Genomic DNA, 23,927 nt, shown 5'->3' with positions numbered 1-23,927 from the left:
CAAGCGCGCAACAGATATTGAACAGGTTCTCAGACGCGGAAGCTGGAGAACAGCTGCCGCATATCTTTGGCCGCCTGCGATAGATCATTCAGCGTATCGTGCACCGTCTGCAATGCGCCGTCGCTGTCGACGATGCGGCCGTTGATCTGCTCAGTGCTCTGCGCAATCAAAGTAGTGGCCTTATGTTGCTCGCTGGTGGACAAGGTGATCTCGTTCATCTTGGCCATCACCTCCTGCATCGCCTGCTGGATCTGCTCAATACGCTGCACCGCGCTGTCTGTCAGTTCTACGCCACCGTCCACCGAGCTGACGGTGCGCTGCATATTGGTCACCGCCTGGCTGGTTTCCTCACGGATGGTGCTGACCATGCTGGAAATTTCCACCGTGGCCTGGCCGGTGCGCTCGGCCAGTTTGCGAACTTCGTCCGCCACCACCGCAAAGCCGCGGCCCATTTCGCCTGCGCGCGCCGCTTCGATCGCCGCGTTCAAGGCCAACAAGTTGGTTTGATCGGCGATATCCTTGATCACATTGGTAATGCCGCTGATCTGCTGCGAGCGCTGATCCAGCGACACCAACATGCCGGACAAGCCCTTCACCGCCTCCACCGTACTATTCATCTCGCGGGAGATGCGCTGCATTTCGTCCGCACTTTCGCTGGACACGGTGCCGGTGTGGTTGACCAGCGAATCCGCCTCGCGCGCGGCGTCGGCGATATGGGAAATGCTGACGGTGATTTCCTCCAGCGTTGCGGCGTTGGAGCTGGACACATCGGAAATTTGCCGGGAATCACGCGCCACCTGATCCACCGTTGTCGCCACGCTCTGCACGCCGTTGGTGACGTTTTCCGCCTCGGTGCGCACCGCCACGAACATGCTTTGCAAACGATGAATGAAGCTGTTGAACGCGGTGGCGGTCTCCGCGATCTCATCCTGGCCCTGCACTTCGATGCGGCGGGTCAAATCGCCCTCGCCCTTGGATATCTCCAGCATCGCGTTGCGCAAGCGGCCAAGGCCGGCCAACATCTTGCTCAGCATCACGCTGGCCACCGGGATCAGCACCACCACGCACAGCGCGCCCAAGCCCACCACGGTCAACAGCAGTTTTTCCAGCGGCTCGTTGACCACGGACTTGTCTATCATCACGCCCAGCAACCAGTTGGTGCCTTCCACCGGATCGACTTGCACCAGCTTGGTCTCGCCGTTGACTTCGATTTCCTCCATCGCACTGCTAGTGGACAACTGCACCAGCTTCTCACCGGTCAACGCCGGCACTTTTTCCGCCAGCGGCTTCAGCGTCAAGGTGGTGTCCGGGTGCGCGATCACCTTGCCGGCCTTATCCACCAGGAAGGCGTAACCGTTGCCCCGCAACTTGGCGGACAGCACGGTCTTGACCAGATCGTCGATGAAGATGTCGCCGCCCACCACCGCTTTCAGCGTGGAACCGTCGAACACCGGGGACACGAAAGTCACCACCAATTTCTTGGTGTCGAAATCGACGTAGGGATCGGATACGCCCGGCTTGCCGCTGGCCTGAGCCTGCTGATACCAAGGACGCGCCACAGGATCGTAACCCGCCGGTTGCGGCTTGAAGTCGGAACGGATCATTTTGTGATCAGCCGTGCCGATATAGGTCATGTCGTAGCCGCCGGCCTGACTCAAGCGAGCCAGCATCGGCATAGGCTCCGGCGTTCCCACCACCGGATTGCCGGCTATCACCACCTTGACCTTGCCGCCGTACCAGTCCTTGACCAGATTGGCGTATCCGCGCGAGGTGCTGGACAACTCATTGTCCACGCCCTGAACAATCTCGTTGCGCATCTGGGTATACACCAAGGTCGTAATAATGGCGCCCAGCAAAACCAGCAGCACTGCAATGAATACAATCAACTTTACACGCAAAGAGCGCATTTCCGTCCTCCATCCCCAATTCGACTTGGCTCGCCGCGATTGCTTGTCATTCCGCGACAAAGCACTGTTATGATCATTCTCAATGCCGGTAGGCTCTGTTCTTGTCTTAGCCGTTCCGTCAGCAAAGCTCAACAAAAAACATACAGATTGACGGCTGCGACATGCCATCCGGCTTATGACGTGATATTTATCACAAGCTGTTCTCAACGGACAGGCCCAATATCAATGATGCTCAAATAGTGCGCAATGGCTAGCCTGAATCTTATGCCCATAGATGGCATTACATTGGTTGAAAACATCGTCAATTCAGCTATTTCCGCCATCCAATGCGGCCAATGGCGTAAAGGCGCAAAAATCCCATCTATTCGCAGAATGGCCGGGGAGCTGGACGTCAGCCCTTTCACCGTGGCCGAGGCCTACGATAGGCTGGTGACTCTGGGCTATCTGGCCGCGCGACCGGGCTCGGGCTTTTACGTGGAGGCTAGGCGGGAAAGCCGGCCACCCGATCTGCCGGCAGCTCCTCGCGTCTGGCCGGTGGACGAATACTGGCTGCTGCGCAAGATTTACCAGCAAGACGCCAATACCCTGTTCGCCGGCTGCGGCTGGCTGCCCTCCCACTGGTACGACGCCGAAGCTCAACAAAAAGCGCTGCGGCAACTGGCCCGCGACGCCGTCGTCGCTCCCGGCTACGGCGACCCAAAGGGCTTTCTGCCTTTGCGCGAACATTTGGCCGACCGTCTGAGCGAACGCGGCATCCAGGCTCGCGCCGACGACATCGCACTGACCCAGGGCGCCAGCCGCGCGCTGGACATGGCGGCCTGCGCGCTGCTTCAAGCCGGAGACACCGTGCTGGTGGATGATCCCGGTTATTGCAACCTGCTGTCCTGCCTGGCGTTTCGCGAGTTCAAGCTGGTGCCGGTGCCTTGGACCGAACACGGTCCCGATCTCGAGCAATTGCGCGCGCTGCTGCTCCAGCATCGACCGCGGGCCTTCTTCACCAACCCCTGGCTGCAAAACCCCACCGGCGCCAGCTATGCGCCGTCCATCGCCCACCAGGTGTTGCGGCTGGCTGAGGAGTACGACTTCCTGATTGTGGAGGACAATGTTTCCGCGGACTTCGCCGGCGACCGCCAACCCGCGCTGGCGGCACTGGACGGCCTCAAGCGCGTGCTCTACATCGACAGTTTCTCCAAGTCGCTATCGCCGGGCCTGCGCGTCGGCTATCTGTGCGGCCCGTCCGAACTGCTAGAGCACATCGTTCATTACAAGATGATGTCCGGGCTGACCTCGCCGGAGCTGAACGAGAGGCTGGCGCTGGAATTGGTGTCAGAGGGCCGCTACCGCCGTCAGTTGGAGCGGCTGCGCGCACGGCTGGCCGAAGCGCAAGCGCAATGCCAACAGTTGTTCCTCGAACACGGCTGGCAGCTGTTCGCGCGGCCGGCCAACGGCCTGTTCCTGCTGGCGCGGCCCCCCGGAGAGCTAGACGCCAGGCGGCTGGCCGAACAAGCGCAGCAACACAAGATCCTGCTCGCGCCCGGTCATCTGTTCCGCGCCTACGGCATGCCCTCCGACTGGCTGCGCTTTAACGTCGCCTTCAGCCAGGATCGTCGGCTGTGGGATTTTCTGAGTAGCCCGCCGCAGTGATAACATGCGGTAACCACAGCTTAGCGGAGCCCATCATGCAACTCGTCGAAATGTTCGTCCATCCGTTGAAATCCTGTCGCGGCCTTTCCTACAGCCGCGCCTTCGCCGGCAAGCAGGGCCTGCTGCATGATCGCGAATGGCTGCTGACGGGAGACAACGGCCGCTTCTTCACCGCCCGCACCCATCCGCAGCTAGTGCGCGTGGAGGTAGACCTGATTCCAGGCGGCGCGCTGTTCAAATTTCCAGGCAAGACGCCAGTACTGGCAATGAGCACTCAATACCAGCAAGACGCGCCGGCCACGGTATGGAAGGATAACTTTGCCGCCTATCATGGCGACGCCGCCGTCGATCGCTGGTTCAGCGAAGTACTGAACGAACCCTGCCGGCTGCTGTGGCTGGGCATGCATTCCAATCGCCGGCTGAAGGACAGCGAACACGCGATGTCCTTCGCCGACGGCTACCCCTATCTACTAGTGAATCAGGCATCGCTGGACGCATTGAACGACGAGCTGGATCAGCCGGTTACACTGCGCCATTTCCGCCCCAATCTGGTGGTCAGCGGCGATTACGCCTGGGAAGAGGACGATTGGAAAGTCGTGCAGATCGGCGGCGTGGTGTTCGACGTCGCCAAGCCATGTTCGCGCTGTGTGCTGACCACGGTGGACCCGGATACCGGCATCAAGTCGCCGGAACAGCAGCCTCTGCGCACGCTGGTCAGCATCCGCACCTTGCCGGAAGGCGTCTGCTTCGGCGTTAATTTGGTGCCTCGCAATGAAGGCCTGCTGGAATTGGGCGCCGATTTCAGCGTGCTGGAAACCCGCTACGAATTTTGATTTCCCAACGCCGGGCCACCGGCGTTTTGACCGATTTATGCTGAATGAATTAATGAATTTGCAAGACCTACTCGATCAAATCCACGCAGAAGTTGTCGCCTACTACGGCCAAGGCCGAGTCGCCGACTACATTCCGGCGCTGGCCGAAGTGCCGCCGCGTCAGTTCGGCATGGCCATCACCACCTTGGATGGCCGCCATTACCGCTGCGGCGACGCCGCCGTTCCCTTTTCCATCCAAAGTATTTCCAAAGCTTTCATGCTGGCGCTCACGCTGGAGGCCGATGGCGACTCCTTATGGAGCCATGTCGGCAAAGAACCCTCCGGCAACCCGTTCAATTCGCTGGTGCAGCTGGAATACGAGGACGGCGTTCCTCGCAATCCCTTCATCAACGCAGGCGCGCTGGTCGTCACCGACCGCGCCGTCAGCCATTTTGACGACGCCCACGGCGCCTTGCTGACCCGCTTGCGCCAGGAGTCGGGCAACGCCACCTTGTGCGGCAACGCCCGCGTCGCCGAATCCGAGCGCGCCCACGGCCACCGCAACGCAGCGCTGGCCCACTTCATGAAGAGCTACGACAACCTCGACAACGAGGTGGAGAACGTACTTCAGCAATATTTCAACAGCTGCAGCATCACGATGAACTGCGTGGAGCTGGCCAATGCAGGCTTGTTCCTCGCCAACCACGGCATCACCCGCGACGGCTTGCAATCGCTAAGCCGCAGCCAGGCCAAGCAAATCAACGCGGTGATGCTGACCTGCGGCACTTACGACGCCGCCGGCGAATTCGCCTACCGAGTGGGCCTGCCGGTGAAAAGCGGCCTCGGCGGCGGCATGCTAGCCATCATTCCCGGCAAAATGAGCATCGCCGTGTGGAGCCCGGAGCTCGACGGCAAGGGCAATTCGGTGCTGGGCCTGGAAGCGTTGGATCGCTTCACCACGCGTACCGGCTTATCGATTTTTTAAACCATCCTGTCAACCGGGTCACCGGATAAGAAAAAACCCGCGCAAGGCGGGTTTTTTCTTATCCGGCAATGAAAAAAGCCAGGCTTGCGCCTGGCTTTTTCCTCAACTTCGTCGATTACTCGGCGGAGTTGTCTTCAACCGCTACGGCATCTTCCGCACGGTCCACCAGCTCTACCAGAGCCATCGGGGCGTTGTCGCCCTTGCGGAAACCGTACTTCAGGATACGCACATAACCACCATTGCGGGCGGAGAAGCGCGGGCCGAGAACGTCGAAGAGTTTAACCACGATATCGCGGTCACGAGTGCGGTCAAACGCCAGACGACGGTTGGCGAGAGACGGCTTTTTACCGAGCGTAATCAACGGCTCGGCCACACGACGCAGTTCTTTGGCTTTCGGCAGCGTGGTCACGATAACTTCGTGCTTCAGCAGCGAGTTCGCCATGTTGCGCAGCATCGCCAGACGATGGCTGGTCGTGCGGTTCAGTTTACGATTACTGTAACGATGACGCATTGTTAATGTCCTTTTATCTCAAACCTTACGGCTTTTCGAGGCCAGCAGGCGGCCAGTTCTCGAGTTTCATCCCGAGAGTCAGGCCTTTGGAAGCGAGAACTTCCTTGATCTCGTTCAGCGACTTGCGGCCGAGGTTCGGAGTCTTCAGAAGCTCGGTTTCAGTACGCTGGATCAGATCGCCGATGTAATAAATGTTCTCAGCTTTCAGGCAGTTGGCCGAACGAACCGTCAGTTCAAGATCGTCTACCGGACGCAGCAGGATCGGATCGATCGGCGGCGCCTTTTCAACGACTTCTTCAACCGCTGTGCCTTGGAGATCGGCAAAGATCGACAGTTGATCCATCAGAATACGAGCAGCGTTGCGCACTGCCTGTTCCGGCTCGATCACGCCGTTGGTCTCGATATCGAGAACCAGGCGGTCGAGGTCGGTACGCTGCTCAACACGGGCGCTTTCCACAGCAAAGCTCACACGGCGAACCGGCGAGAAGGAAGCATCCAGTTGAATGGTACCGATGGAACGGTTGTCTTCATGATTGGATCGAACCGACACCGGCTGATAGCCGCGGCCTTTTTCGATCTTGATCTCCATGTCGATCTTACCGCCAGAAGAGATGTGACAAATCACGTGGTCCGGATTGATCACTTCCACATCGTGCGGCAGTTCGATATCGCCAGCCAAGACAGCACCTTCGCCGTCCTTTTTCAAGGACAGCACAACACTGTCACGACCATGCAGCTTAAGCACTACGCCCTTGAGGTTGAGGAGGATGTCTACGACATCCTCGCGCACGCCATCAAGTGCGGAATACTCATGCAAAACGCCAGCGATAGTCACTTCGGTCGGAGCATAGCCCGGCATCGACGACAGCAGAATCCGGCGCAGCGAATTACCCAGAGTATGAGCGTAGCCGCGCTCGAACGGCTCCATCGACACACGAGCGTGAGTGGCGGAAACCGGCTGAACGTCGATAAGACGAGGTTTCAGAAATTCCGAAGCGCTGTTTTGCATAGTCATTCCCTAAGAGCTAGCGATTACTTGGAGTAAAATTCCACAACGAGTTGTTCGTTGATATCGCTAGACAGTTCGGAACGTTCCGGAGCGGATTTGAAAGTGCCTTCCATTTTCTTGGAATCAACCAGAACCCAAGACGGGAAACCACCCTGCTCGGCCAGAGCCAGACCTTCTACGATACGGGCCTGTTTCTTGGCTTTTTCACGGACGGACACTACGTCACCGGCTTTAACCTGGTAGGACGGAATGTTCACAACCTGGCCGTTCACAACGATAGCCTTGTGGCTAACCAGCTGGCGCGCTTCGGCGCGAGTGGAGCCAAAGCCCATGCGATATACAACGTTGTCCAGGCGGGCCTCGAGCAGCTTCAGCAGGTTTTCACCCGTAGAGCCCTTGCGACGCACAGCTTCCGCAAAGTAATTGCGGAACTGACGCTCGAGTACACCGTAAATACGACGGATTTTCTGCTTTTCACGCAGTTGCACACCGTAGTCAGACAGGCGGCTCTTACGAGCGCCATGCTGGCCCGGAGGGCTATCCAGTTTGCACTTGGAATCCAGTGCACGACGCGCGCTCTTCAGGAAAAGGTCGGTGCCTTCACGACGAGCGAGCTTACACTTAGGGCCGATATAACGTGCCATGTTCTCACACTCTCCGAATTAGATACGACGTTTTTTGGGCGGACGGCAACCGTTGTGCGGTACCGGCGTCACGTCGGAGATGCTGGTGATCTTGAAACCCAGCGCGTTGAGTGCGCGAACAGCGGATTCACGACCCGGACCCGGGCCCTTGATACGAACTTCGAGGTTCTTCACACCGTATTCTTGGGCAACTTTACCAGCGTGCTCTGCTGCTACCTGAGCAGCAAAGGGTGTACTCTTGCGCGAGCCCTTGAAACCAGCGCCGCCAGAGGTAGCCCAAGACAATGCATTGCCTTGACGGTCGGTGATCGTAATGATGGTGTTGTTGAACGAAGCGTGCACGTGCACGATGCCTTCGCTAACAGACTTGCGCACTTTCTTGCGTACACGAACTGCTGTGTTTGCTTTAGCCATTATCTGTTGTTCCTATTAATTACTTCTTGCCGGCGATCGCCTTACGCGGCCCCTTACGGGTGCGAGCGTTAGTGCGAGTGCGCTGACCGCGGCACGGCAGGCCACGACGATGGCGGAAGCCGCGATAGCAGCCCATGTCCATCAGACGCTTGATGCTCATGGTGACTTCACGACGCAGATCACCTTCAACGGTGAACTTGGCGACTTCGTCACGCAGAGTTTCCATTTCCGCGTCAGTCAGATCCTTCACTTTCGTGGAAGGGTTCACGCTGGCAGCAGCACAAATCTGCTGAGCGCGAGTCTGACCGATGCCGAAAATTGCCTGCAGGCCGATAACGGCATGCGCATGATTGGGGATGTTTACCCCTGCAATACGGGCCATACTCTTTCCTTAAGCCTTAAGACCTTGAAAAGTTTGCGATTGTAACACGCAAATCCAGGTCTAACAAATGTTAGCCTTGTTTTTGCTTGTGACGCGGATCCGTGCAAATCACGCGAACTACGCGATTGCGACGAATAATTTTGCAGTTGCGGCAAATCTTCTTTACCGAAGGCTGTACTCGCATGTCAGTTCCTTTCAATCCTCTAAAAGAGCAAGTGCGTTATTTCGCACGGAACACTATCCGGGACTGGCAGGACCGAGGGGAAACCCTCGCCCCAAACCGCCGTCAGATTGGATGCGAATGCCTACGCAATCGCACCCCGCCTGAACTGCCCGGTTACCACGTGTCCATTCACAAGCAAAACTCCGAAGCGAACTCCGGAATTTCGCACTGCATCTGGATGGTGTCTTCCTTAGCCAATAACCCAGCGCGAGCTCAAGTTGTCAGCGCGTGAGCGCGTTGCCTTTGAAGTTGGCCTTCTTCAGCAAGCTCTCGTACTGATGCGACAGCACGTAAGACTGTACCTGCGCCATGAAGTCCATGGTCACCACCACGATAATCAGCAGCGATGTGCCGCCGAAGTAGAACGGTACGTTCCACTTCAAGATCAGGAACTCCGGCAGCAAGCAGACCAGTGTGATATAGATCGCACCAATCAGCGTCAGCCGCAGAATGATCTTCTCGATGTATCGGGAAGTCTGCTCACCAGGACGAATACCCGGGATGAAGGCACCGCTCTTCTTCAGGTTGTCAGCCGTTTCCTTCGGGTTGAACACCAACGCCGTGTAGAAATAGCAGAAGAAGACGATGGCCGCCGCATACAGCAGCACGTAGATCGGCTGACCGGGATGCAGTTTGTCTGCGATGCCCTTCAGCCAGCCCATGTGCTCGCCCTGACCAAACCAACCGAGAACGGTGGCCGGGAACAGGATGATGCTGGACGCGAAAATCGGCGGAATCACCCCCGCCATGTTGAGCTTGAGCGGCAAATGCGTGCTCTGGCCCTGCATGACGCGATTGCCCACCTGCCGCTTGGCGTAGTTCACCAGGACTTTGCGTTGGCCGCGCTCGGCGTACACCACCACATAAGTCACCACGATCACTCCGACAAACAACACGACGGCAAACAGGATAGGCAAAGAACCCTGACTGGTCAGAGTCAAGGTCTTGCCGATCGCAGCCGGAACGCCAGCGGCGATACCTGCGCAGATGATCAACGAAATGCCGTTGCCAATCCCGCGCTCGGTAATCTGCTCGCCCAGCCACATGAGGAACATGGTGCCGGTTACCAGCGATACGACTGTCGTCAGGTAGAACTCCCACTGCGGAGTGACCACCAGGTTAGGCTGCTTGTACAGCATCACCGCAATGCCGAAACTTTGGAAAGTCGCGAGCAAAACGGTGGCGTAACGTGTGTACTGGGTTATCTTACGACGTCCCGCATCGCCCTCCTTCTTCAGCTGCTTGAGGCTCGGAAGAACCTCGGAGGCGAGCTGAAGAATGATGGAGGCGGAGATGTACGGCATGATGCCAATGGCAAATACCGTAAATCTCGAGAGGGCGCCGCCCGAGAACATGTTGAACATGTCGAGCAGGCCCGTCTGCGATGAGTGGAACAACTTCGCTAGCTCGGCAGGGTTGATACCCGGAACCGGAATGTGGGCACCGATGCGATAAACGATCAGGGCACCAATCAGGAACCAGATTCGACGCTTGAGATCACCAAACTTATTGGCATTTGCCACTAGAGAAGTATTCGCCACAGATTATTGCCTTATTCTACGCTGCCGCCGGCAGCTTCGATGGCGGCGCGAGCGCCGGCAGTTACGCCAACGCCGCGCAATTTTACTGCGCGCTCAATCTTGCCGGACAGCACCACCTTGGCGGAATTCGCCTGGATGGAAGCCAGACCAGCTTGCTTGAGAGAGAGCAGGTCGATTTCATCAACCGGCAGCAGGTTCAGTTCGGACAGGCGAATCTCGGCAACCTTGCCTGCGTTCAGCGACTTGAAGCCGCGCTTCGGCAGACGACGTTGCAGCGGCATTTGACCGCCTTCGAAACCAACCTTGTGGAAACCACCTGCACGGCTCTTTTGACCTTTGTGACCGCGGCCACAAGTCTTGCCCAGGCCGCTGCCGATGCCACGGCCTACACGGCGCTTGGCATGCTTGGCGCCGGCACCCGGCTGTACAGTGTTCAGCAGCATCTCTTAGCCCTCGAATTTCAACAAGTAGCTGATCTTGTTGATCATGCCACGGTTTTCAGGGGTATCGAGCACTTCAACAGTCTGGCGAATTTTCTTCAGACCCAGACCACGGGCGCAAGCCTTGTGAGACTCCAGGCGACCGATCAGGCTCTTTACCAGAGTGACCTTTACAGTCTTGGCGTTACTCATGGCTCACCCCCAGGATGTCCTCGACGCTCAGGCCACGCTTGGAGGCGATTTGCGCCGGGGTGTTGATGTTGCTCAGACCATCCAGAGTTGCACGCACCACGTTGTACGGGTTGGTGGAACCATGAATTTTTGCCGAGACGTTATGAACACCCATAGCATCAAAGATAGCGCGCATCGGGCCGCCGGCTTTCACACCGGTACCTTCTTTAGCGGGCTGGATGAATACAGTAGTAGCGCCGTGCTTGCCAACCACAGTGTGGTGGAAAGTGCCGTTTTTCAACGGAACCTTAACCATGTTGTGGCGAGCCTGTTCCATTGCCTTTTGTACGGCAACCGGAACTTCCTTGGAACGGCCTTTACCCATGCCAATTCCGCCATCGCCATCACCAACCACGGTCAAGGCGGAGAAAGCCATGATACGGCCGCCTTTAACCACTTTGGTGACGCGGTTGACGCTGATCATTTTCTCGACCAGACCGTCGCCACGATCTTCCGTTTCGTGTTTAGCCATTCTTCACTCCGAATTAGAATACGAGACCGTGTTCGCGAGCGGCGTCAGCCAGCGCTTTCATACGACCGTGGTATTTGAAACCAGAGCGGTCGAAAGCGACTTTCTCGATGCCAGCGGCTTTTGCTTTTTCAGCAATGCGCTTGCCGATCACGGCTGCAGCTACCACATTGCCGCCGTTTTTGAGATCAGCGCGTACGTCGGTTTCCAGCGAAGAGGCGCTGGCCAGTACTTTGCTGCCAGTCTCATCAACGATCTGGGCATAAATGTGGCTATTGGTGCGGTACACAGTGAGACGCACCATCTTGAGCTCCGCAATACGGGCACGGGTTTTACGTGCGCGGCGGAGTCGAGCTTGTTTCTTGTCCATATCAGTGCCTCAGTTACTTCTTCTTGGTTTCTTTCAGAACCACAACCTCATCAGCGTAACGAACGCCTTTGCCTTTGTACGGCTCAGGAGCGCGATAAGCGCGGATTTCGGCAGCCACCTGGCCAACGCGCTGTTTGTCAGCGCCTTTGATCAGGATCTCGGTCTGACTCGGGGTCTCAGCTTTAACGCCTTCAGGCATTTGATGAGCCACCGGGTGGGAGAAACCCAGAGACAGGTTCAGGGTGTCGCCTTGAGCCTGGGCACGATAGCCCACGCCTACCAGCTGCAGCTTCTTCTCGAAGCCTTTGGACACGCCGGTCACCATATTGTTCAGCAGCGCGCGCAGAGTGCCGGACATGGCACGAGCGAACTTGCTGTCGTTCTTGGCGGCGAATGTCAGTTGGCCGTTGTCCAGCTTGACATCTACCTCTTCGCACAGAGCGGTGCTCAGGGTGCCCAGGGCGCCCTTAACAATCACTTCTGCAGCGCCGAATTTGACTTCGACGCCAGCCGGGATGACTACGGGATTCTTAGCTACGCGAGACATTTGACCCCCTTAAGCCACGACGCAGAGCAACTCGCCGCCGATGCCGGCCGCGCGCGCTTTGCGATCAGTCATAACGCCTTTGGAGGTGGACAGGATAGCCACGCCCAAGCCATTCATGACTTTCGGGATTTCGGTGGAGCCCTTGTACACACGCAGGCCAGGGCGGGAAACGCGGTCAATGCGTTCGATCACCGGACGGCCAGCATAGTACTTGAGCTGGATATCGAGAACAGGCTTCTTCTCTTCGCCGGCAACGGCGAAGTCTTCGATGTAGCCTTCTTCTTTCAACACCTGCGCCAGCGCAATTTTCAGCTTGGAAGACGGCATGGAAACTGCCACCTTGGAAGCCATTTGGCCGTTGCGGATGCGGGTCAACATATCGGAAATAGGATCGTGCATGCTCATTTATGTGTCTCCTATTACCAGCTGGCCTTCACAACCCCCGGAATCTCGCCCTTCAGAGCGATTTCACGGAGTTTGTTACGACCCAGACCGAATTTGCGGAATACGCCACGCGGACGACCGGTGATGGCGCAGCGACGACGCTGGCGAACCGGGGAAGCATTGCGCGGCAGCTGCTGCAGTTGCAGGCGAGCTGCAAAGCGCTCTTCTTCCGAGAGGCTTTGATTGTTGATAGTCGCGATAAGGGCTTCGCGCTTGGCAGCAAATTTTGCAGCCAGCTTGACACGCTTCTCTTCGCGCTGAATCAGTGCAAGTTTTGCCATGTGCTTAACCCTTGAACGGGAACTTGAACGCGGCCAGCAAAGCGCGGGCCTCTTCGTCAGTCTTCGCGGTGGTGGTAACAGTAATGTTCATGCCACGCAGAGCATCGATCTTGTCGTACTCGATTTCCGGGAAGATGATCTGTTCTTTAACGCCCATGTTGTAGTTGCCGCGGCCGTCGAAAGACTTGGCGGAAACACCACGGAAGTCGCGAACGCGCGGCAGCGCGATCGTCACCAGGCGGTCCAGGAACTCGTACATGCGTTCGCGACGCAGAGTTACCTTGCAACCCACCGGATAGTGATCGCGAATCTTGAAGCCTGCGATGGATTTGCGAGCGGTGGTGACAACCGGCTTCTGGCCGGCGATCTTTTCCAGGTCGCCCACGGCGAAATCCATTACCTTTTTATCGGCAACAGCTTCGCCCACACCCATGTTCACAGTGATCTTCTCAATGCGCGGGACTTGCATGATGGACTTGTAGCCGAACTGTTTCATCAGTTCAGGCACTACGGTGTCTTTGTAGAAATCGTAGAGACGTGCCATGTTTTGTTCCTTACGCGCCAATGACTTCGCCGTTGGACTTGAACACGCGTACCTTGCGGCCGTCTTCAAGAACCTTGAAGCCTACGCGGTCAGCCTTTTGGCTTGCCGGATTGAAAATGGCGACGTTCGATGCGTCAACAGGCATGGTCTTTTCAACGATGCCGCCGGCCACGCCACGCACCGGATTCGGCTTCTGGTGTTTCTTGGCGACATTCACGCCCTCAACAACCAGTTTCTCGTCCAGAACGCGCAGAACGGTGCCGCGCTTACCTTTGTCTTTGCCGGTGATTACTACGACTTCATCACCCTTGCGAATTTTGCGCATGCGATCTCCTTACAGTACTTCAGGAGCCAGCGAAACGATCTTCATGAAGCGCTCGGTACGCAGTTCACGCGTAACAGGCCCGAAGATACGAGTGCCGATAGGCTCAAGCTTGTTGTTGAGCAGGACGGCGGCATTGCCGTCGAACTTGATCAACGAGCCATCCGGACGACGCACGCCTTTGGCTGTGCGAACCACAACCGCGTTGTAAACGTCGCCTTTTTTGACGCGTCCGCGCGGAGCAGCATCCTTGATGGTCACCTTGATGATGTCGCCTACGCTTGCATAGCGACGCTTGGAACCGCCCAATACTTTGATGCACATAACGTGACGCGCACCTGTATTGTCAGCGACCTCAAGCATGGTCTGCATTTGGATCATGTGATGATTACCTTTCTAATCCAACTTTATCCGTCACTCTCATCTGCCGGTTTCTCGCATAAGAGCAAGACCAAACAGACGAAACGCCACAGAAACTGTGGCGTATCCAACGGCCAGTTTTGGACCCCGTAAGGGCGGAACTCCTACCCGATAGGGGTAGGAAGATGGCCATTATACAGGGAGCCTTCGCTCCCTGCAAGTCTTTACACCTGGCGGGATTTCTCTACCAGGGCAGTTACCACCCACGTCTTGGTCTTCGAGAGCGGACGGGACTCGCTGATAACAACGATATCGCCGGCCTTGAACTCGTTGTTCTCGTCGTGCGCGTGGAACTTCTTAGAACGACGGATAATTTTGCCGTAGATCGGGTGCTTTACTTTGCGCTCGACCAGTACGGTCACGGTCTTATCCATCTTGTCGCTGACTACGGTACCGGTCAGCGTACGTACCACTTTGGTTTCGCTCATCTTAAACTGCCTTTTCTTTCAGAACGGTGCGCACGCGAGCGATGTCGCGACGTACTTTCTTCAGTTCAGAGGTCTTGGCGAGTTGCTGAGTGGCGTGCTGCATACGCAGAGCAAACTGGGCCTTCAAGAGGCTAAGCAGTTCCGCCTTCAGCTCGTCAACAGTTTTGGCTTTCAGTTCGGACGCTTTCATTACTGACCTACCTGTCTAGTTACAAACACAGTGGCGATCGGCAACTTGGCTGCGGCCAGACGGAAAGCTTCACGAGCGAGTTCCTCGGAAACACCATCCATTTCGTACAGCATCTTGCCAGGCTGGATTTCGGCCACGTAGTACTCCGGAGAGCCCTTACCCCCGCCCATACGGACTTCAGCAGGCTTGGAAGTAATCGGCTTGTCCGGGAAGATGCGGATCCAGATGCGGCCGCCACGCTTGATGTGACGGGTCATCGCGCGACGCGCAGCTTCGATCTGGCGCGCGGTCAGACGACCACGACCAACCGCCTTCAGACCGAAATCACCAAAGCTCACTTTGTTGCCACGAGTAGCGATACCTGTGTTGCGGCCTTTATGCTGTTTACGGTACTTGAGTCTAGTTGGCTGCAGCATTTCGAGCACCCTTTCTCGATTTCTTCTCGGTCGCTACCGGAGCCGGCTGAACTTGACCCGGCTTGAGCTCGCCCTTGTATACCCATACCTTGATGCCGATGATACCGTAGGTAGTTTTGGCTTCGGAGGTTGCGTAGTCTACGTCTGCGCGCAGGGTATGCAGCGGCACGCGGCCTTCGCGGTACCATTCGCTACGAGCGATGTCGATACCGTTCAGACGGCCGGAGCTCATGATCTTGATGCCTTGAGCGCCCATGCGCATTGCGTTTTGCATAGCGCGCTTCATGGCGCGACGGAACATCACGCGCTTCTCCAGCTGGGAAGCGATGCCGTCGGCGATGATTTGAGCGTCCAGTTCCGGCTTGCGAACTTCTTCGATGTTCACATGCACGGGAACGCCCAGGCGCTTTTGCAGTTCTTGCTTGAGCAGCTCGATGTCTTCGCCTTTTTTACCAATCACCACACCCGGACGGGCGCTGTGAATGGTGATGCGGGCGGACTTAGCCGGGCGCTCGATAGTCACACGGCCAACCGAAGCATGGCCCAGGCGCTTTTTCAGGAATTCGCGAACTTCGATATCCTGCTTCAGCATTCCCGGGAAGTTCTGCGAATTCGCGAACCACTTGGAAGACCAGTTTTTGTTAACGGCAAGACGGAATCCCGTCGGATGAATCTTCTGACCCATTTCTTACCCCTTAATTGCCAACGGTCAACGAGATGTGGCAGGTCTGCTTTTCGATGCGGTTACCACGACCCTTAGCACGGGCGGTGAAACGCTTCAGACTAGCGCCTTTGTCAACAAAGATGCCGGTGACACGCAGGGTGTCAATGTCGGCGCCTTCGTTGTGCTCGGCGTTAGCGATGGCAGATTCCAGCACTTTCTTGATGATTACCGCGCCCTTCTTCGGGGAGAAGGCCAAGATATTCAGAGCCTGATCAACGGACTTGCCGCGGATCAGATCGGCCACCAGGCGGCATTTTTGTGCCGAAAGGCGAACGCTTTTCAGATTTGCAGATACTCTCATCGCTTCACCTTATCTCTTCTTCGCCTTCTTATCGGCCGCGTGGCCTTTGAAGGTACGAGTCAGGGAGAATTCGCCCAGTTTATGGCCGACCATGTTTTCGGAAACATAAACAGGCACATGGGTGCGACCGTTGTGCACAGCGATGGTCAGACCAATGAAATCCGGCAGGATGGTCGAACGACGGGACCAAGTCTTGATCGGACGCTTGTCGCTGGTTGCCCGCACCGCATCTACTTTTTTCAGCAGATGCAGATCAACGAACGGGCCTTTTTTCTGCGAACGTGCCATTGTCAATTACCCTTTTTTGGAATAGCGACGGCGTACGATCATATTGTCGGTACGCTTGTTGCGACGGGTACGGAAGCCCTTAGCCGGAGTGCCCCATGGGCTAACCGGTACACGGCCTTCGCCAGTGCGACCCTCACCACCACCGTGCGGGTGGTCAACCGGGTTCATGGCAACGCCACGTACGGTCGGACGGATACCGCGCCAGCGAGTAGCACCAGCCTTGCCCAGCTTGCGCAGGGAGTGCTCTTCGTTACCCACTTCACCAACAGTCGCTCGGCAATCAACATGCACCAGGCGGATTTCGCCCGAACGCAGACGCAGTTGAGCGTAAGCGCCTTCGCGAGCCAGCAGCATCGCGGATGCGCCAGCGGAACGAACCATCTGAGCGCCCTTGCCAGGCTGCATTTCCACGCAGTGGATAGTGGTACCCACCGGGATGTTGCGGATCGGCAGAGCGTTACCGGCCTTGATCGGAGCTTCCGCGCCGGACAACAGCTCAGCACCGGCCTTCACACCGCGCGGAGCGATGATGTAGCGGCGTTCGCCATCGGCGTAGCACAAGAGGGCAATGTGAGCGGTGCGGTTCGGATCGTATTCGATGCGTTCCACTTTCGCCGGGATGCCATCCTTGTTGCGACGGAAGTCGATGATGCGGTAGTGCTTCTTATGGCCACCGCCACGATGACGCGTGGTGATGTGGCCATTGTGGTTACGGCCACCAGTGGAAGATTTCTTTTCCAGCAGGGCTGCGTGCGGAGCACCTTTGTGCAGGTCAGGGTTTACTACCTTGACAACGGCACGGCGGCCCGCGGAAGTCGGTTTTACCTTAACGATAGGCATGCTCTATCTCCTTACTCCGCTGCGGCCGGGGTAGCGGTCAGATCAATTTCTTGACCTTCCACCAGGCTAACGTAGGCCTTTTTCCAGTCACTGCGACGACCGATGGAACGGCCAAAGCGCTTAACCTTGCCCTTGACATTCACAGTGGAAACGCCTTCAACTTTTACGTTGAACAGCATTTCAACCGCAGCCTTGATTTCGGGCTTGGTCGCATCTTTGGCAACGCGGAACGCCATTTGCTGGTTCTTCTCAGCAATCATGGTGCTCTTTTCGGAAACGATGGGAGCAAGAATTACTTGCAACAGACGTTCTTGGTTCATGCCCACTGCTCCTCAAGTAGCTTCACAGCGTCGCGAGTGATCACGGTCTTCTTGAAGCGCAACAGGCTGTACGGATCAGCTTGAACCGCTTCGATAACCAGCACATTCGTCAGGTTACGCGAAGAGAGATAGAGGTTTTCGCTCAGTTCGCCAGTGATGAACAAAGCCTGTTCCAGGCCCATGGGCTGAACGGCGCCAACGAATTCTTTGGTCTTCGGGCTATCAACGTTCAGCTCGTCAACCACGATCAGACGCTCGTCGCGAACCAGCTGCGACAGAATCGCGGCCATGCCTGCACGGAACATCTTGCGGTTAACTTTCTGGGTGAAGTTCTCGTCCGGCTTGTTCGGGAAAGCACGGCCACCACCACGACGGTTCGGGGTAGAAGTCATACCTGCACGAGCGTTACCAGTACCTTTCTGACGGAAAGGCTTCTTGGTCGAGTGCTTCACTTCAGCACGGGTCAGCTGGGCGCGGTTGCCGCTACGGGCATTCGCCAGGAATGCGGTAACAACCTGATGCACCAGAGCTTCGTTGTATTCGCGACCGAACAAAGAGTCGGACACTTGCAGGCTGCCAACAGCCTTGCCTTGGGTATTGATTACATTCAATTCCATCACGCACCCGCCTTCACGCTAGGACGAACGACTACGTCACCGTTCTTGGCGCCAGGAACAGCACCCTTAACCAGAATCAGTTGACGCTCGGCATCGACACGAACGATTTCCAGGCACTGCACGGTGCTCTTGACGTTACCGTATTGGCCCGCCATGCGCTTACCCGGGAAAACGCGACCCGGATCTTGCGCCTGACCGATGGAACCCGGCGTGTTATGCGAACGCGAGTTACCATGGGAAGCACGGTTGGAAGAGAAGTTGTGACGCTTGATCACGCCGGAGAAGCCCTTACCTTTGGAGGTGCCGGTTACATCAACCAGTTGACCAACGGTGAAGATCTCAACAGCGATGGCATCGCCCGGCTTGAAGTTGGACAGATCGGAGGAGGTCAGCGAAAACTCGACCAGACCCAGACCTGCTTCAACGCCAGCCTTGGCGAAGTGGCCCGCGGCAGCCTTAACAACACGGCTGGCCTTTTTGGAGCCATAGGTAACCTGCACGGCATTGTAGCCGTCGGTTTCAGCAGTTTTGATTTGCGTGACGCGGTTAGCGGACATGTCCAGCACAGTTACCGGGATGGTTGCGCCATCTTCGGCAAAAATGCGGGTCATGCCGACTTTGCGACCGACAAGACCTAAACTCATGTTTATTTCCTTTTTCAGGCGCCGATTACGATTGACCGGCATAAAAAACACGACAGAAAAAACAAAAGCGGACTCGCCAAAATGGCGAGTCCGCTAATGTATCACAGAAAATTCAAGAATCGCAAGAACTTAGCTCGCAAACCCTTGAACTTAAGCGATTACTGCAGCTTGATTTCCACATCCACACCGGCCGGCAGATCGAGCTTCATCAGAGCGTCGACGGTCTTGTCGGTCGGATCCACGATGTCCATCAGACGCAGGTGAGTGCGGATTTCCAGCTGATCGCGGGAAGTCTTGTTCACGTGCGGGGAACGCAGCACGTTGAAACGCTCGATTTTGGTCGGCAGCGGAACCGGGCCTTTAACAACGGCGCCGGTGCGCTTGGCGGTTTCAACGATTTCCTGAGCGGAGCGATCGATCAGGTTGTAATCGAAAGCTTTCAGGCGGATGCGGATTTTCTGGCTAGACATTAGATTCTCCGATCCTTAAGCAATGATCTTGGCAACAACGCCGGCGCCGACGGTACGGCCGCCTTCGCGGATGGCGAAACGCAGACCATCTTCCATGGCGATCGGGGCGATCAGCTCAACGGTGATTTCAACGTTGTCGCCCGGCATTACCATTTCCACGCCTTCCGACAGAGTAACGGCGCCCGTTACGTCGGTGGTACGGAAGTAGAACTGCGGACGGTAGTTCGCGAAGAACGGGGTGTGACGGCCACCTTCGTCTTTGCTCAGCACGTAGACAGAAGCCTCGAACTTGGTGTGCGGGGTGATGGTACCCGGCTTGGCCAGCACTTGGCCACGCTCAACGTCTTCACGCTTGGTGCCGCGCAGCAGCACGCCAACGTTGTCACCAGCTTGACCTTGGTCCAGCAGCTTGCGGAACATTTCCACGCCGGTGCAAGTGGTCTTCGCGGTAGCCTTCAGGCCCACGATTTCCAATTCTTCGCCGACTTTAACAATGCCGCGCTCTACGCGACCGGTTACCACGGTACCGCGACCGGAGATCGAGAACACGTCCTCGATCGGCAGCAGGAACGGCTTGTCGATGGCGCGTTCCGGAGTCGGGATGTAGGAATCCAGAGCGGCAGCCAGCTTGAAGATGGCCGGTTCGCCGTATTCGGACTGGTCGCCTTCCAGCGCCAGACGAGCGGAGCCGATCACCACCGGGGTGTCGTCGCCCGGGAAGTCGTAGGAAGACAGCAGATCGCGAACTTCCATTTCAACCAGTTCCAGCAGCTCAGCGTCGTCCACCAGGTCGGCCTTGTTCAGGAACACGATGATGTACGGAACGCCAACCTGACGGGACAGCAGGATGTGTTCGCGAGTTTGCGGCATCGGACCGTCAGCGGCCGAGCACACCAGGATAGCGCCGTCCATCTGGGCAGCACCGGTAATCATGTTCTTAACGTAGTCGGCGTGACCCGGGCAATCTACGTGAGCGTAGTGACGGGACTCGGTTTCGTATTCTACGTGGGCGGTATTAATGGTAATACCGCGAGCCTTTTCTTCCGGCGCGCTGTCGATCTGGGAGTAGTCTTTGGCTTCGCCACCGAACTTCTTCGACAGAATGGTGGTGATAGCAGCGGTCAGAGTGGTTTTACCATGGTCTACGTGACCGATGGTGCCTACGTTTACGTGCGGTTTATTCCGCTCAAACTTTTCTTTTGCCATTTTGCAAAAATCCTTAATTAAAGAACATTAGATCGGGACTGACCAAGCCTTTACGGCCCGGCCAGCCTCAGCGCGCATTACTTGCGAGCGGCCATTACGGCGTCGGCAACATGCTTCGGAGCTTCGGAGTAGTGCTTGAACTCCATGGAGTAGGTCGCACGACCCTGGGTAGCGGAACGCAGATCGGTCGAGTAACCGAACATCTCGGCCAGCGGTACTTCGGCCTTGATCTTCTTGCCACCCAAACCATCGTCGTCCATACCCTGAACGATGCCGCGACGACGGTTCAAGTCGCCCATCACATCGCCCATGTACTCTTCCGGAGTTTCTACTTCCACCGCCATCATCGGCTCGAGGATGCACGGACCGGCGCGGCGCATGGCTTCTTTGAACGCCAGGGAGCCAGCCAGTTCGAACGCGATCTGCGAGGAGTCGACGTCGTGGTAGGAACCGAAGGTCAGACGCACGGTAACGTCAACCACCGGGAAGCCGGCGAGAATACCGCTGGACAGGGTGTTCTGAATACCCTTATCCACGGACGGGATGAATTCACGCGGAATCACGCCACCCTTGATCTCGTCGACAAACTTGTAGCCATTGCCCTCGCCGGACGGCTCAAGGGTAATGACTGCATGGCCGTACTGGCCCTTACCACCGGACTGCTTGACGTGCTTGCCGTCAACATCAGTAACGATCTTGGTAATGGTTTCGCGGTAAGCCACTTGCGGAGCGCCAACGTTGGCTTCAACGCCAAATTCACGCCGCATGCGGTCAACCAGAATTTCCAGGTGCAGTTCGCCCATACCGGAAATAATGGTCTGGCCGGATTCTTCGTCGGTACGCACGCGGAACGACGGGTCTTCCTTGGCCAGGCGGTTCAGGGCAACGCCCATCTTCTCCTGGTCGGCCTTGGTCTTCGGCTCAACGGCAACGTGAATCACCGGCTCCGGGAATTCCATACGTTCCAGAATGATTTCGGCGCTCAGATCGCACAGGGTTTCACCCGTGGTCACTTCTTTCAGGCCGATGGCGGCGGCGATGTCGCCGGCACGCACTTCTTCCAGTTCGATACGGTCGTTCGCCATCATCTGCACGATACGGCCGATACGCTCTTTCTTGCCCTTGATGGAGTTCAGCACGGTATCACCGGACTTAACCACACCAGAGTAGACGCGGAAGAAGGTCAGCTGACCCACGTACGGGTCATTCATCAGCTTGAACGCCAGAGCCGAGAACGGCTCGTCGTCGGAAGCGTGACGCTCCGCCGGCTTGCCGTCGGTTTCACCGGCGATGGCCGGGATGTCGATCGGCGCCGGCAGCAGTTCAATCACGGCATCCAGCATGCGCTGAACACCCTTGTTCTTGAACGCGGAGCCGCACAGCATCGGCTGAATTTCGCAACGCAGGGTGCGCGCGCGCAAACCAGCGATAACTTCTTCCTCGGTCAGCGTTTCGCCGCCCAAGTACTTGTCCATCATTTCTTCGCTGGCTTCAGCCGCGGCTTCAACCATCTTCTCGCGCCATTCTTCGGCAACGGAAACCAGGTCGGCCGGGATTTCGCCGTATTCGAATTTCATGCCCTGGGACGCTTCATCCCAGATGATGGCCTTCATCTTCAACAGGTCAACCACGCCGGTGAAGCCGTCTTCAGCGCCGATAGGCACGACGATGGGCACCGGATTGCCGCGCAGGCGAGTTTTCACCTGTTCAACCGCACGGAAGAAGTTGGCGCCTTGACGGTCCATCTTGTTCACGAAGGCGATACGCGGCACTTTGTACTTGTTAGCCTGGCGCCATACGGTTTCAGACTGGGGCTGAACGCCGCCCACCGCGCAGTACACCATCACCGCGCCGTCCAGCACACGCATGGAACGCTCTACCTCGATGGTAAAGTCCACGTGCCCCGGGGTGTCGATGATGTTGAAGCGGTGCTCGGGGAATTGCATCCCCATCCCCTTCCAGAAGGTGGTCACAGCAGCGGAGGTGATGGTAATGCCACGCTCCTGCTCTTGCTCCATCCAGTCGGTGGTGGCAGCGCCGTCATGAACCTCGCCCAGCTTGTGGTTCACGCCGGTGTAAAACAGAATACGCTCGGTAGTGGTCGTCTTACCGGCGTCAATGTGAGCGGAGATACCGATGTTACGGTAACGCTCAATGGGGGTTTTCCTTGCCACGATCTACACCTTAAATAGTGGGTCTGCTTAGAAGCGGAAGTGCGAGAAGGCCTTGTTGGCTTCTGCCATGCGGTGCACTTCGTCACGCTTCTTCATCGCGCCGCCACGGCCTTCGGCCGCGTCGAGCAATTCACCAGCCAGGCGCAGGTCCATGGACTTTTCACCGCGCTTGCGCGCAGCGTCGCGCAGCCAACGCATGGCCAGAGCCATACGACGCGACGGACGTACTTCAACAGGAACTTGATAGTTTGCACCACCTACGCGGCGGCTTTTTACTTCTACTACCGGCTTGGTGTTGGACAGTGCTGCGTTGAACACTTCCAGGGCATTTTTGCCGGATTTCTTTTCGATCTGTTCCAGAGCACCGTAAATGATGCGCTCTGCAACGGATTTCTTGCCATCAATCATGACTACGTTCATGAACTTGGACAGGTCCTGGGAACCGAACTTCGGATCCGGCAGGATTTCGCGCTTGGGGACTTCTCTGCGACGTGGCATGTTACTTCCTTAGATTATTCAGTTGAGCTTTAGCTCATGACTACCCAATGGAGCAGTCACTTACTAGACGACCCTGAGTGTTGATCAGGCCGCCTTGAGAGCATCCCAATTACTTAGGACGCTTGGCACCGTACTTGGAACGAGCCTGTTTACGGTCTTTAACACCTGCGGTGTCGAGGGAGCCGCGAACGGTGTGGTAGCGAACACCCGGCAAGTCTTTTACACGACCGCCGCGGAGCAGCACTACGGAGTGTTCCTGCAGGTTGTGGCCTTCACCACCGATGTAGGAAATCACTTCGAAACCGTTGGTCAGACGCACCTTGCACACTTTACGCAGAGCCGAGTTCGGCTTCTTCGGAGTGGTGGTGTAGACACGGGTGCACACGCCACGCTTCTGCGGGCAGGCTTCCAGCGCAGGCACCTTGCTCTTCGCCTTGATGGCGACGCGGCCTTTGCGAACGAGTTGGTTAATGGTTGGCATTACTATCAGTTCCTAGTTGAAGCTCTCCAACGGCAACACGCCGCCAGAAAGGACGGAGGATTATATTTTAGTCAACACCCCACCGTCAATGAAAACAACGCCGCCCCATCACCTTAACCGTTGATAGGGCAGCGTTTTTTCAACACTTTACGTCAAGACCGTCCGGAAGCGGGCAATTCCGCCTCTTTCC

Annotated in this window: 36 protein-coding genes; 3 read left to right on the top strand and 33 right to left on the bottom strand. The window is 56.9% G+C overall.

The window, feature by feature from the left end:
- Positions 1 to 29: 29 nt before the first annotated feature.
- Positions 30 to 1,907: a methyl-accepting chemotaxis protein gene (locus B0T39_RS10430; RefSeq protein ID WP_081546308.1), complete on the bottom strand. Its 1,878-nt coding sequence runs from the start codon at positions 1,905 to 1,907 to the stop codon at positions 30 to 32.
- Between the two features lie 246 nt (positions 1,908 to 2,153).
- Between B0T39_RS10430 and B0T39_RS10425 the strand changes: the two genes are divergently transcribed.
- The 3 genes from B0T39_RS10425 to B0T39_RS10415 are packed head-to-tail and all read left to right on the top strand — an operon-like array spanning position 2,154 to position 5,348.
- Positions 2,154 to 3,551: a PLP-dependent aminotransferase family protein gene (locus B0T39_RS10425; protein WP_081546306.1), complete on the top strand. Its 1,398-nt coding sequence runs from the start codon at positions 2,154 to 2,156 to the stop codon at positions 3,549 to 3,551.
- A gap of 35 nt (positions 3,552 to 3,586) precedes the next feature.
- Complete coding sequence (locus tag B0T39_RS10420) at positions 3,587 to 4,384, top strand: MOSC domain-containing protein (RefSeq protein ID WP_081546304.1); 798 nt, start codon at positions 3,587 to 3,589, stop codon at positions 4,382 to 4,384.
- A 52-nt stretch (positions 4,385 to 4,436) separates the two neighbouring features.
- Positions 4,437 to 5,348 carry a glutaminase gene (locus tag B0T39_RS10415; protein WP_081546302.1) on the top strand — a complete coding sequence of 304 codons (912 nt, stop codon included), beginning with the start codon at positions 4,437 to 4,439 and terminating at the stop codon, positions 5,346 to 5,348.
- A 115-nt stretch (positions 5,349 to 5,463) separates the two neighbouring features.
- On the opposite strand, the gene rplQ is transcribed toward B0T39_RS10415, so the two are convergent.
- From rplQ to rpsL, 32 genes are all read right to left on the bottom strand, one after another.
- Positions 5,464 to 5,859, bottom strand: a complete 396-nt coding sequence (rplQ, locus tag B0T39_RS10410; protein WP_019102992.1) for a 50S ribosomal protein L17 — start codon at positions 5,857 to 5,859, stop codon at positions 5,464 to 5,466.
- A 25-nt stretch (positions 5,860 to 5,884) separates the two neighbouring features.
- Positions 5,885 to 6,868 (bottom strand): DNA-directed RNA polymerase subunit alpha, encoded by a 984-nt coding sequence (locus tag B0T39_RS10405; protein ID WP_039755788.1) that lies wholly within the window; start codon positions 6,866 to 6,868, stop codon positions 5,885 to 5,887.
- A 23-nt stretch (positions 6,869 to 6,891) separates the two neighbouring features.
- Positions 6,892 to 7,512 carry a 30S ribosomal protein S4 gene (gene rpsD, locus B0T39_RS10400; protein WP_043594097.1) on the bottom strand — a complete coding sequence of 207 codons (621 nt, stop codon included), beginning with the start codon at positions 7,510 to 7,512 and terminating at the stop codon, positions 6,892 to 6,894.
- Positions 7,513 to 7,530: 18 nt separating this feature from the next.
- Complete coding sequence (rpsK, locus tag B0T39_RS10395; protein WP_008955659.1) at positions 7,531 to 7,926, bottom strand: 30S ribosomal protein S11; 396 nt, start codon at positions 7,924 to 7,926, stop codon at positions 7,531 to 7,533.
- A 19-nt stretch (positions 7,927 to 7,945) separates the two neighbouring features.
- Complete coding sequence (gene rpsM / locus B0T39_RS10390; RefSeq protein ID WP_048411917.1) at positions 7,946 to 8,308, bottom strand: 30S ribosomal protein S13; 363 nt, start codon at positions 8,306 to 8,308, stop codon at positions 7,946 to 7,948.
- 70 nt (positions 8,309 to 8,378) lie between these two features.
- Positions 8,379 to 8,492 carry a 50S ribosomal protein L36 gene (gene rpmJ / locus B0T39_RS10385; protein WP_011137711.1) on the bottom strand — a complete coding sequence of 38 codons (114 nt, stop codon included), beginning with the start codon at positions 8,490 to 8,492 and terminating at the stop codon, positions 8,379 to 8,381.
- Between the two features lie 260 nt (positions 8,493 to 8,752).
- Positions 8,753 to 10,072 carry a preprotein translocase subunit SecY gene (secY, locus tag B0T39_RS10380; RefSeq protein WP_039755684.1) on the bottom strand — a complete coding sequence of 440 codons (1,320 nt, stop codon included), beginning with the start codon at positions 10,070 to 10,072 and terminating at the stop codon, positions 8,753 to 8,755.
- Positions 10,073 to 10,083: 11 nt separating this feature from the next.
- Positions 10,084 to 10,515 carry a 50S ribosomal protein L15 gene (rplO, locus tag B0T39_RS10375; RefSeq protein WP_043636363.1) on the bottom strand — a complete coding sequence of 144 codons (432 nt, stop codon included), beginning with the start codon at positions 10,513 to 10,515 and terminating at the stop codon, positions 10,084 to 10,086.
- Between the two features lie 3 nt (positions 10,516 to 10,518).
- Positions 10,519 to 10,704 carry a 50S ribosomal protein L30 gene (gene rpmD / locus B0T39_RS10370; protein ID WP_011137715.1) on the bottom strand — a complete coding sequence of 62 codons (186 nt, stop codon included), beginning with the start codon at positions 10,702 to 10,704 and terminating at the stop codon, positions 10,519 to 10,521.
- Complete coding sequence (gene rpsE, locus B0T39_RS10365; RefSeq protein ID WP_043594101.1) at positions 10,697 to 11,215, bottom strand: 30S ribosomal protein S5; 519 nt, start codon at positions 11,213 to 11,215, stop codon at positions 10,697 to 10,699. Before rpsE ends, rpmD begins: the two co-directional genes overlap by 8 nt.
- A gap of 13 nt (positions 11,216 to 11,228) precedes the next feature.
- On the bottom strand, positions 11,229 to 11,582 hold the full coding sequence (gene rplR, locus B0T39_RS10360; RefSeq protein WP_081546300.1) for a 50S ribosomal protein L18: 354 nt from the start codon (positions 11,580 to 11,582) through the stop codon (positions 11,229 to 11,231).
- A gap of 13 nt (positions 11,583 to 11,595) precedes the next feature.
- Entirely contained in the window at positions 11,596 to 12,129 is a 534-nt protein-coding gene (rplF, locus tag B0T39_RS10355; protein WP_081546298.1) for a 50S ribosomal protein L6, read from the bottom strand.
- A 9-nt stretch (positions 12,130 to 12,138) separates the two neighbouring features.
- Complete coding sequence (gene rpsH, locus B0T39_RS10350) at positions 12,139 to 12,534, bottom strand: 30S ribosomal protein S8 (protein ID WP_019104495.1); 396 nt, start codon at positions 12,532 to 12,534, stop codon at positions 12,139 to 12,141.
- A gap of 14 nt (positions 12,535 to 12,548) precedes the next feature.
- Complete coding sequence (gene rpsN, locus B0T39_RS10345; RefSeq protein ID WP_081546296.1) at positions 12,549 to 12,854, bottom strand: 30S ribosomal protein S14; 306 nt, start codon at positions 12,852 to 12,854, stop codon at positions 12,549 to 12,551.
- A gap of 4 nt (positions 12,855 to 12,858) precedes the next feature.
- On the bottom strand, positions 12,859 to 13,398 hold the full coding sequence (gene rplE, locus B0T39_RS10340; RefSeq protein WP_019104493.1) for a 50S ribosomal protein L5: 540 nt from the start codon (positions 13,396 to 13,398) through the stop codon (positions 12,859 to 12,861).
- Between the two features lie 10 nt (positions 13,399 to 13,408).
- A complete protein-coding gene (gene rplX / locus B0T39_RS10335; RefSeq protein ID WP_048413703.1) occupies positions 13,409 to 13,723 on the bottom strand; it encodes a 50S ribosomal protein L24 in 315 nt (104 codons plus the stop codon).
- Positions 13,724 to 13,732: 9 nt separating this feature from the next.
- Positions 13,733 to 14,101, bottom strand: a complete 369-nt coding sequence (gene rplN, locus B0T39_RS10330) for a 50S ribosomal protein L14 (protein WP_019104491.1) — start codon at positions 14,099 to 14,101, stop codon at positions 13,733 to 13,735.
- Between the two features lie 203 nt (positions 14,102 to 14,304).
- Positions 14,305 to 14,568, bottom strand: coding sequence for a 30S ribosomal protein S17 (rpsQ, locus tag B0T39_RS10325; protein WP_043594104.1), 264 nt, complete (start codon positions 14,566 to 14,568; stop codon positions 14,305 to 14,307).
- A 1-nt stretch (position 14,569) separates the two neighbouring features.
- On the bottom strand, positions 14,570 to 14,758 hold the full coding sequence (rpmC, locus tag B0T39_RS10320) for a 50S ribosomal protein L29 (protein WP_011137725.1): 189 nt from the start codon (positions 14,756 to 14,758) through the stop codon (positions 14,570 to 14,572).
- A complete protein-coding gene (rplP, locus tag B0T39_RS10315; RefSeq protein ID WP_019101458.1) occupies positions 14,758 to 15,174 on the bottom strand; it encodes a 50S ribosomal protein L16 in 417 nt (138 codons plus the stop codon). The genes rpmC and rplP overlap by 1 nt, the downstream gene beginning before the upstream one ends.
- Positions 15,158 to 15,859 (bottom strand): 30S ribosomal protein S3, encoded by a 702-nt coding sequence (rpsC, locus tag B0T39_RS10310; RefSeq protein ID WP_081546294.1) that lies wholly within the window; start codon positions 15,857 to 15,859, stop codon positions 15,158 to 15,160. Before rpsC ends, rplP begins: the two co-directional genes overlap by 17 nt.
- 10 nt (positions 15,860 to 15,869) lie before the next feature.
- Entirely contained in the window at positions 15,870 to 16,199 is a 330-nt protein-coding gene (gene rplV, locus B0T39_RS10305; RefSeq protein ID WP_019099946.1) for a 50S ribosomal protein L22, read from the bottom strand.
- Positions 16,200 to 16,208: 9 nt separating this feature from the next.
- On the bottom strand, positions 16,209 to 16,487 hold the full coding sequence (rpsS, locus tag B0T39_RS10300; protein WP_019099947.1) for a 30S ribosomal protein S19: 279 nt from the start codon (positions 16,485 to 16,487) through the stop codon (positions 16,209 to 16,211).
- 6 nt (positions 16,488 to 16,493) lie between these two features.
- A complete protein-coding gene (rplB, locus tag B0T39_RS10295) occupies positions 16,494 to 17,327 on the bottom strand; it encodes a 50S ribosomal protein L2 (RefSeq protein WP_043594111.1) in 834 nt (277 codons plus the stop codon).
- Between the two features lie 11 nt (positions 17,328 to 17,338).
- Positions 17,339 to 17,647, bottom strand: a complete 309-nt coding sequence (gene rplW / locus B0T39_RS10290) for a 50S ribosomal protein L23 (protein ID WP_019100830.1) — start codon at positions 17,645 to 17,647, stop codon at positions 17,339 to 17,341.
- Entirely contained in the window at positions 17,644 to 18,264 is a 621-nt protein-coding gene (rplD, locus tag B0T39_RS10285; RefSeq protein WP_081546292.1) for a 50S ribosomal protein L4, read from the bottom strand. The genes rplW and rplD overlap by 4 nt, the downstream gene beginning before the upstream one ends.
- Positions 18,264 to 18,908 carry a 50S ribosomal protein L3 gene (gene rplC / locus B0T39_RS10280; RefSeq protein ID WP_081546290.1) on the bottom strand — a complete coding sequence of 215 codons (645 nt, stop codon included), beginning with the start codon at positions 18,906 to 18,908 and terminating at the stop codon, positions 18,264 to 18,266. Before rplC ends, rplD begins: the two co-directional genes overlap by 1 nt.
- Positions 18,909 to 19,066: 158 nt before the next feature.
- Entirely contained in the window at positions 19,067 to 19,378 is a 312-nt protein-coding gene (rpsJ, locus tag B0T39_RS10275; protein ID WP_011137734.1) for a 30S ribosomal protein S10, read from the bottom strand.
- Between the two features lie 15 nt (positions 19,379 to 19,393).
- A complete protein-coding gene (tuf, locus tag B0T39_RS10270; RefSeq protein WP_081546274.1) occupies positions 19,394 to 20,584 on the bottom strand; it encodes an elongation factor Tu in 1,191 nt (396 codons plus the stop codon).
- 77 nt (positions 20,585 to 20,661) lie between these two features.
- Complete coding sequence (gene fusA / locus B0T39_RS10265) at positions 20,662 to 22,758, bottom strand: elongation factor G (RefSeq protein WP_081546288.1); 2,097 nt, start codon at positions 22,756 to 22,758, stop codon at positions 20,662 to 20,664.
- 27 nt (positions 22,759 to 22,785) lie between these two features.
- Complete coding sequence (gene rpsG / locus B0T39_RS10260; RefSeq protein WP_081546286.1) at positions 22,786 to 23,256, bottom strand: 30S ribosomal protein S7; 471 nt, start codon at positions 23,254 to 23,256, stop codon at positions 22,786 to 22,788.
- Positions 23,257 to 23,365: 109 nt separating this feature from the next.
- Entirely contained in the window at positions 23,366 to 23,737 is a 372-nt protein-coding gene (gene rpsL, locus B0T39_RS10255; RefSeq protein ID WP_019103491.1) for a 30S ribosomal protein S12, read from the bottom strand.
- Positions 23,738 to 23,927: the final 190 nt, after the last annotated feature.

Origin of the sequence: Chromobacterium haemolyticum (genome assembly GCF_002081825.1) — a bacterium.
Taxonomy (GTDB): Bacteria; Pseudomonadota; Gammaproteobacteria; order Burkholderiales; family Chromobacteriaceae; genus Chromobacterium; species Chromobacterium fluminis.
Note: the sequence above shows the minus strand (reverse complement) of the source record. Positions and strands in the feature narration are given on the sequence as shown.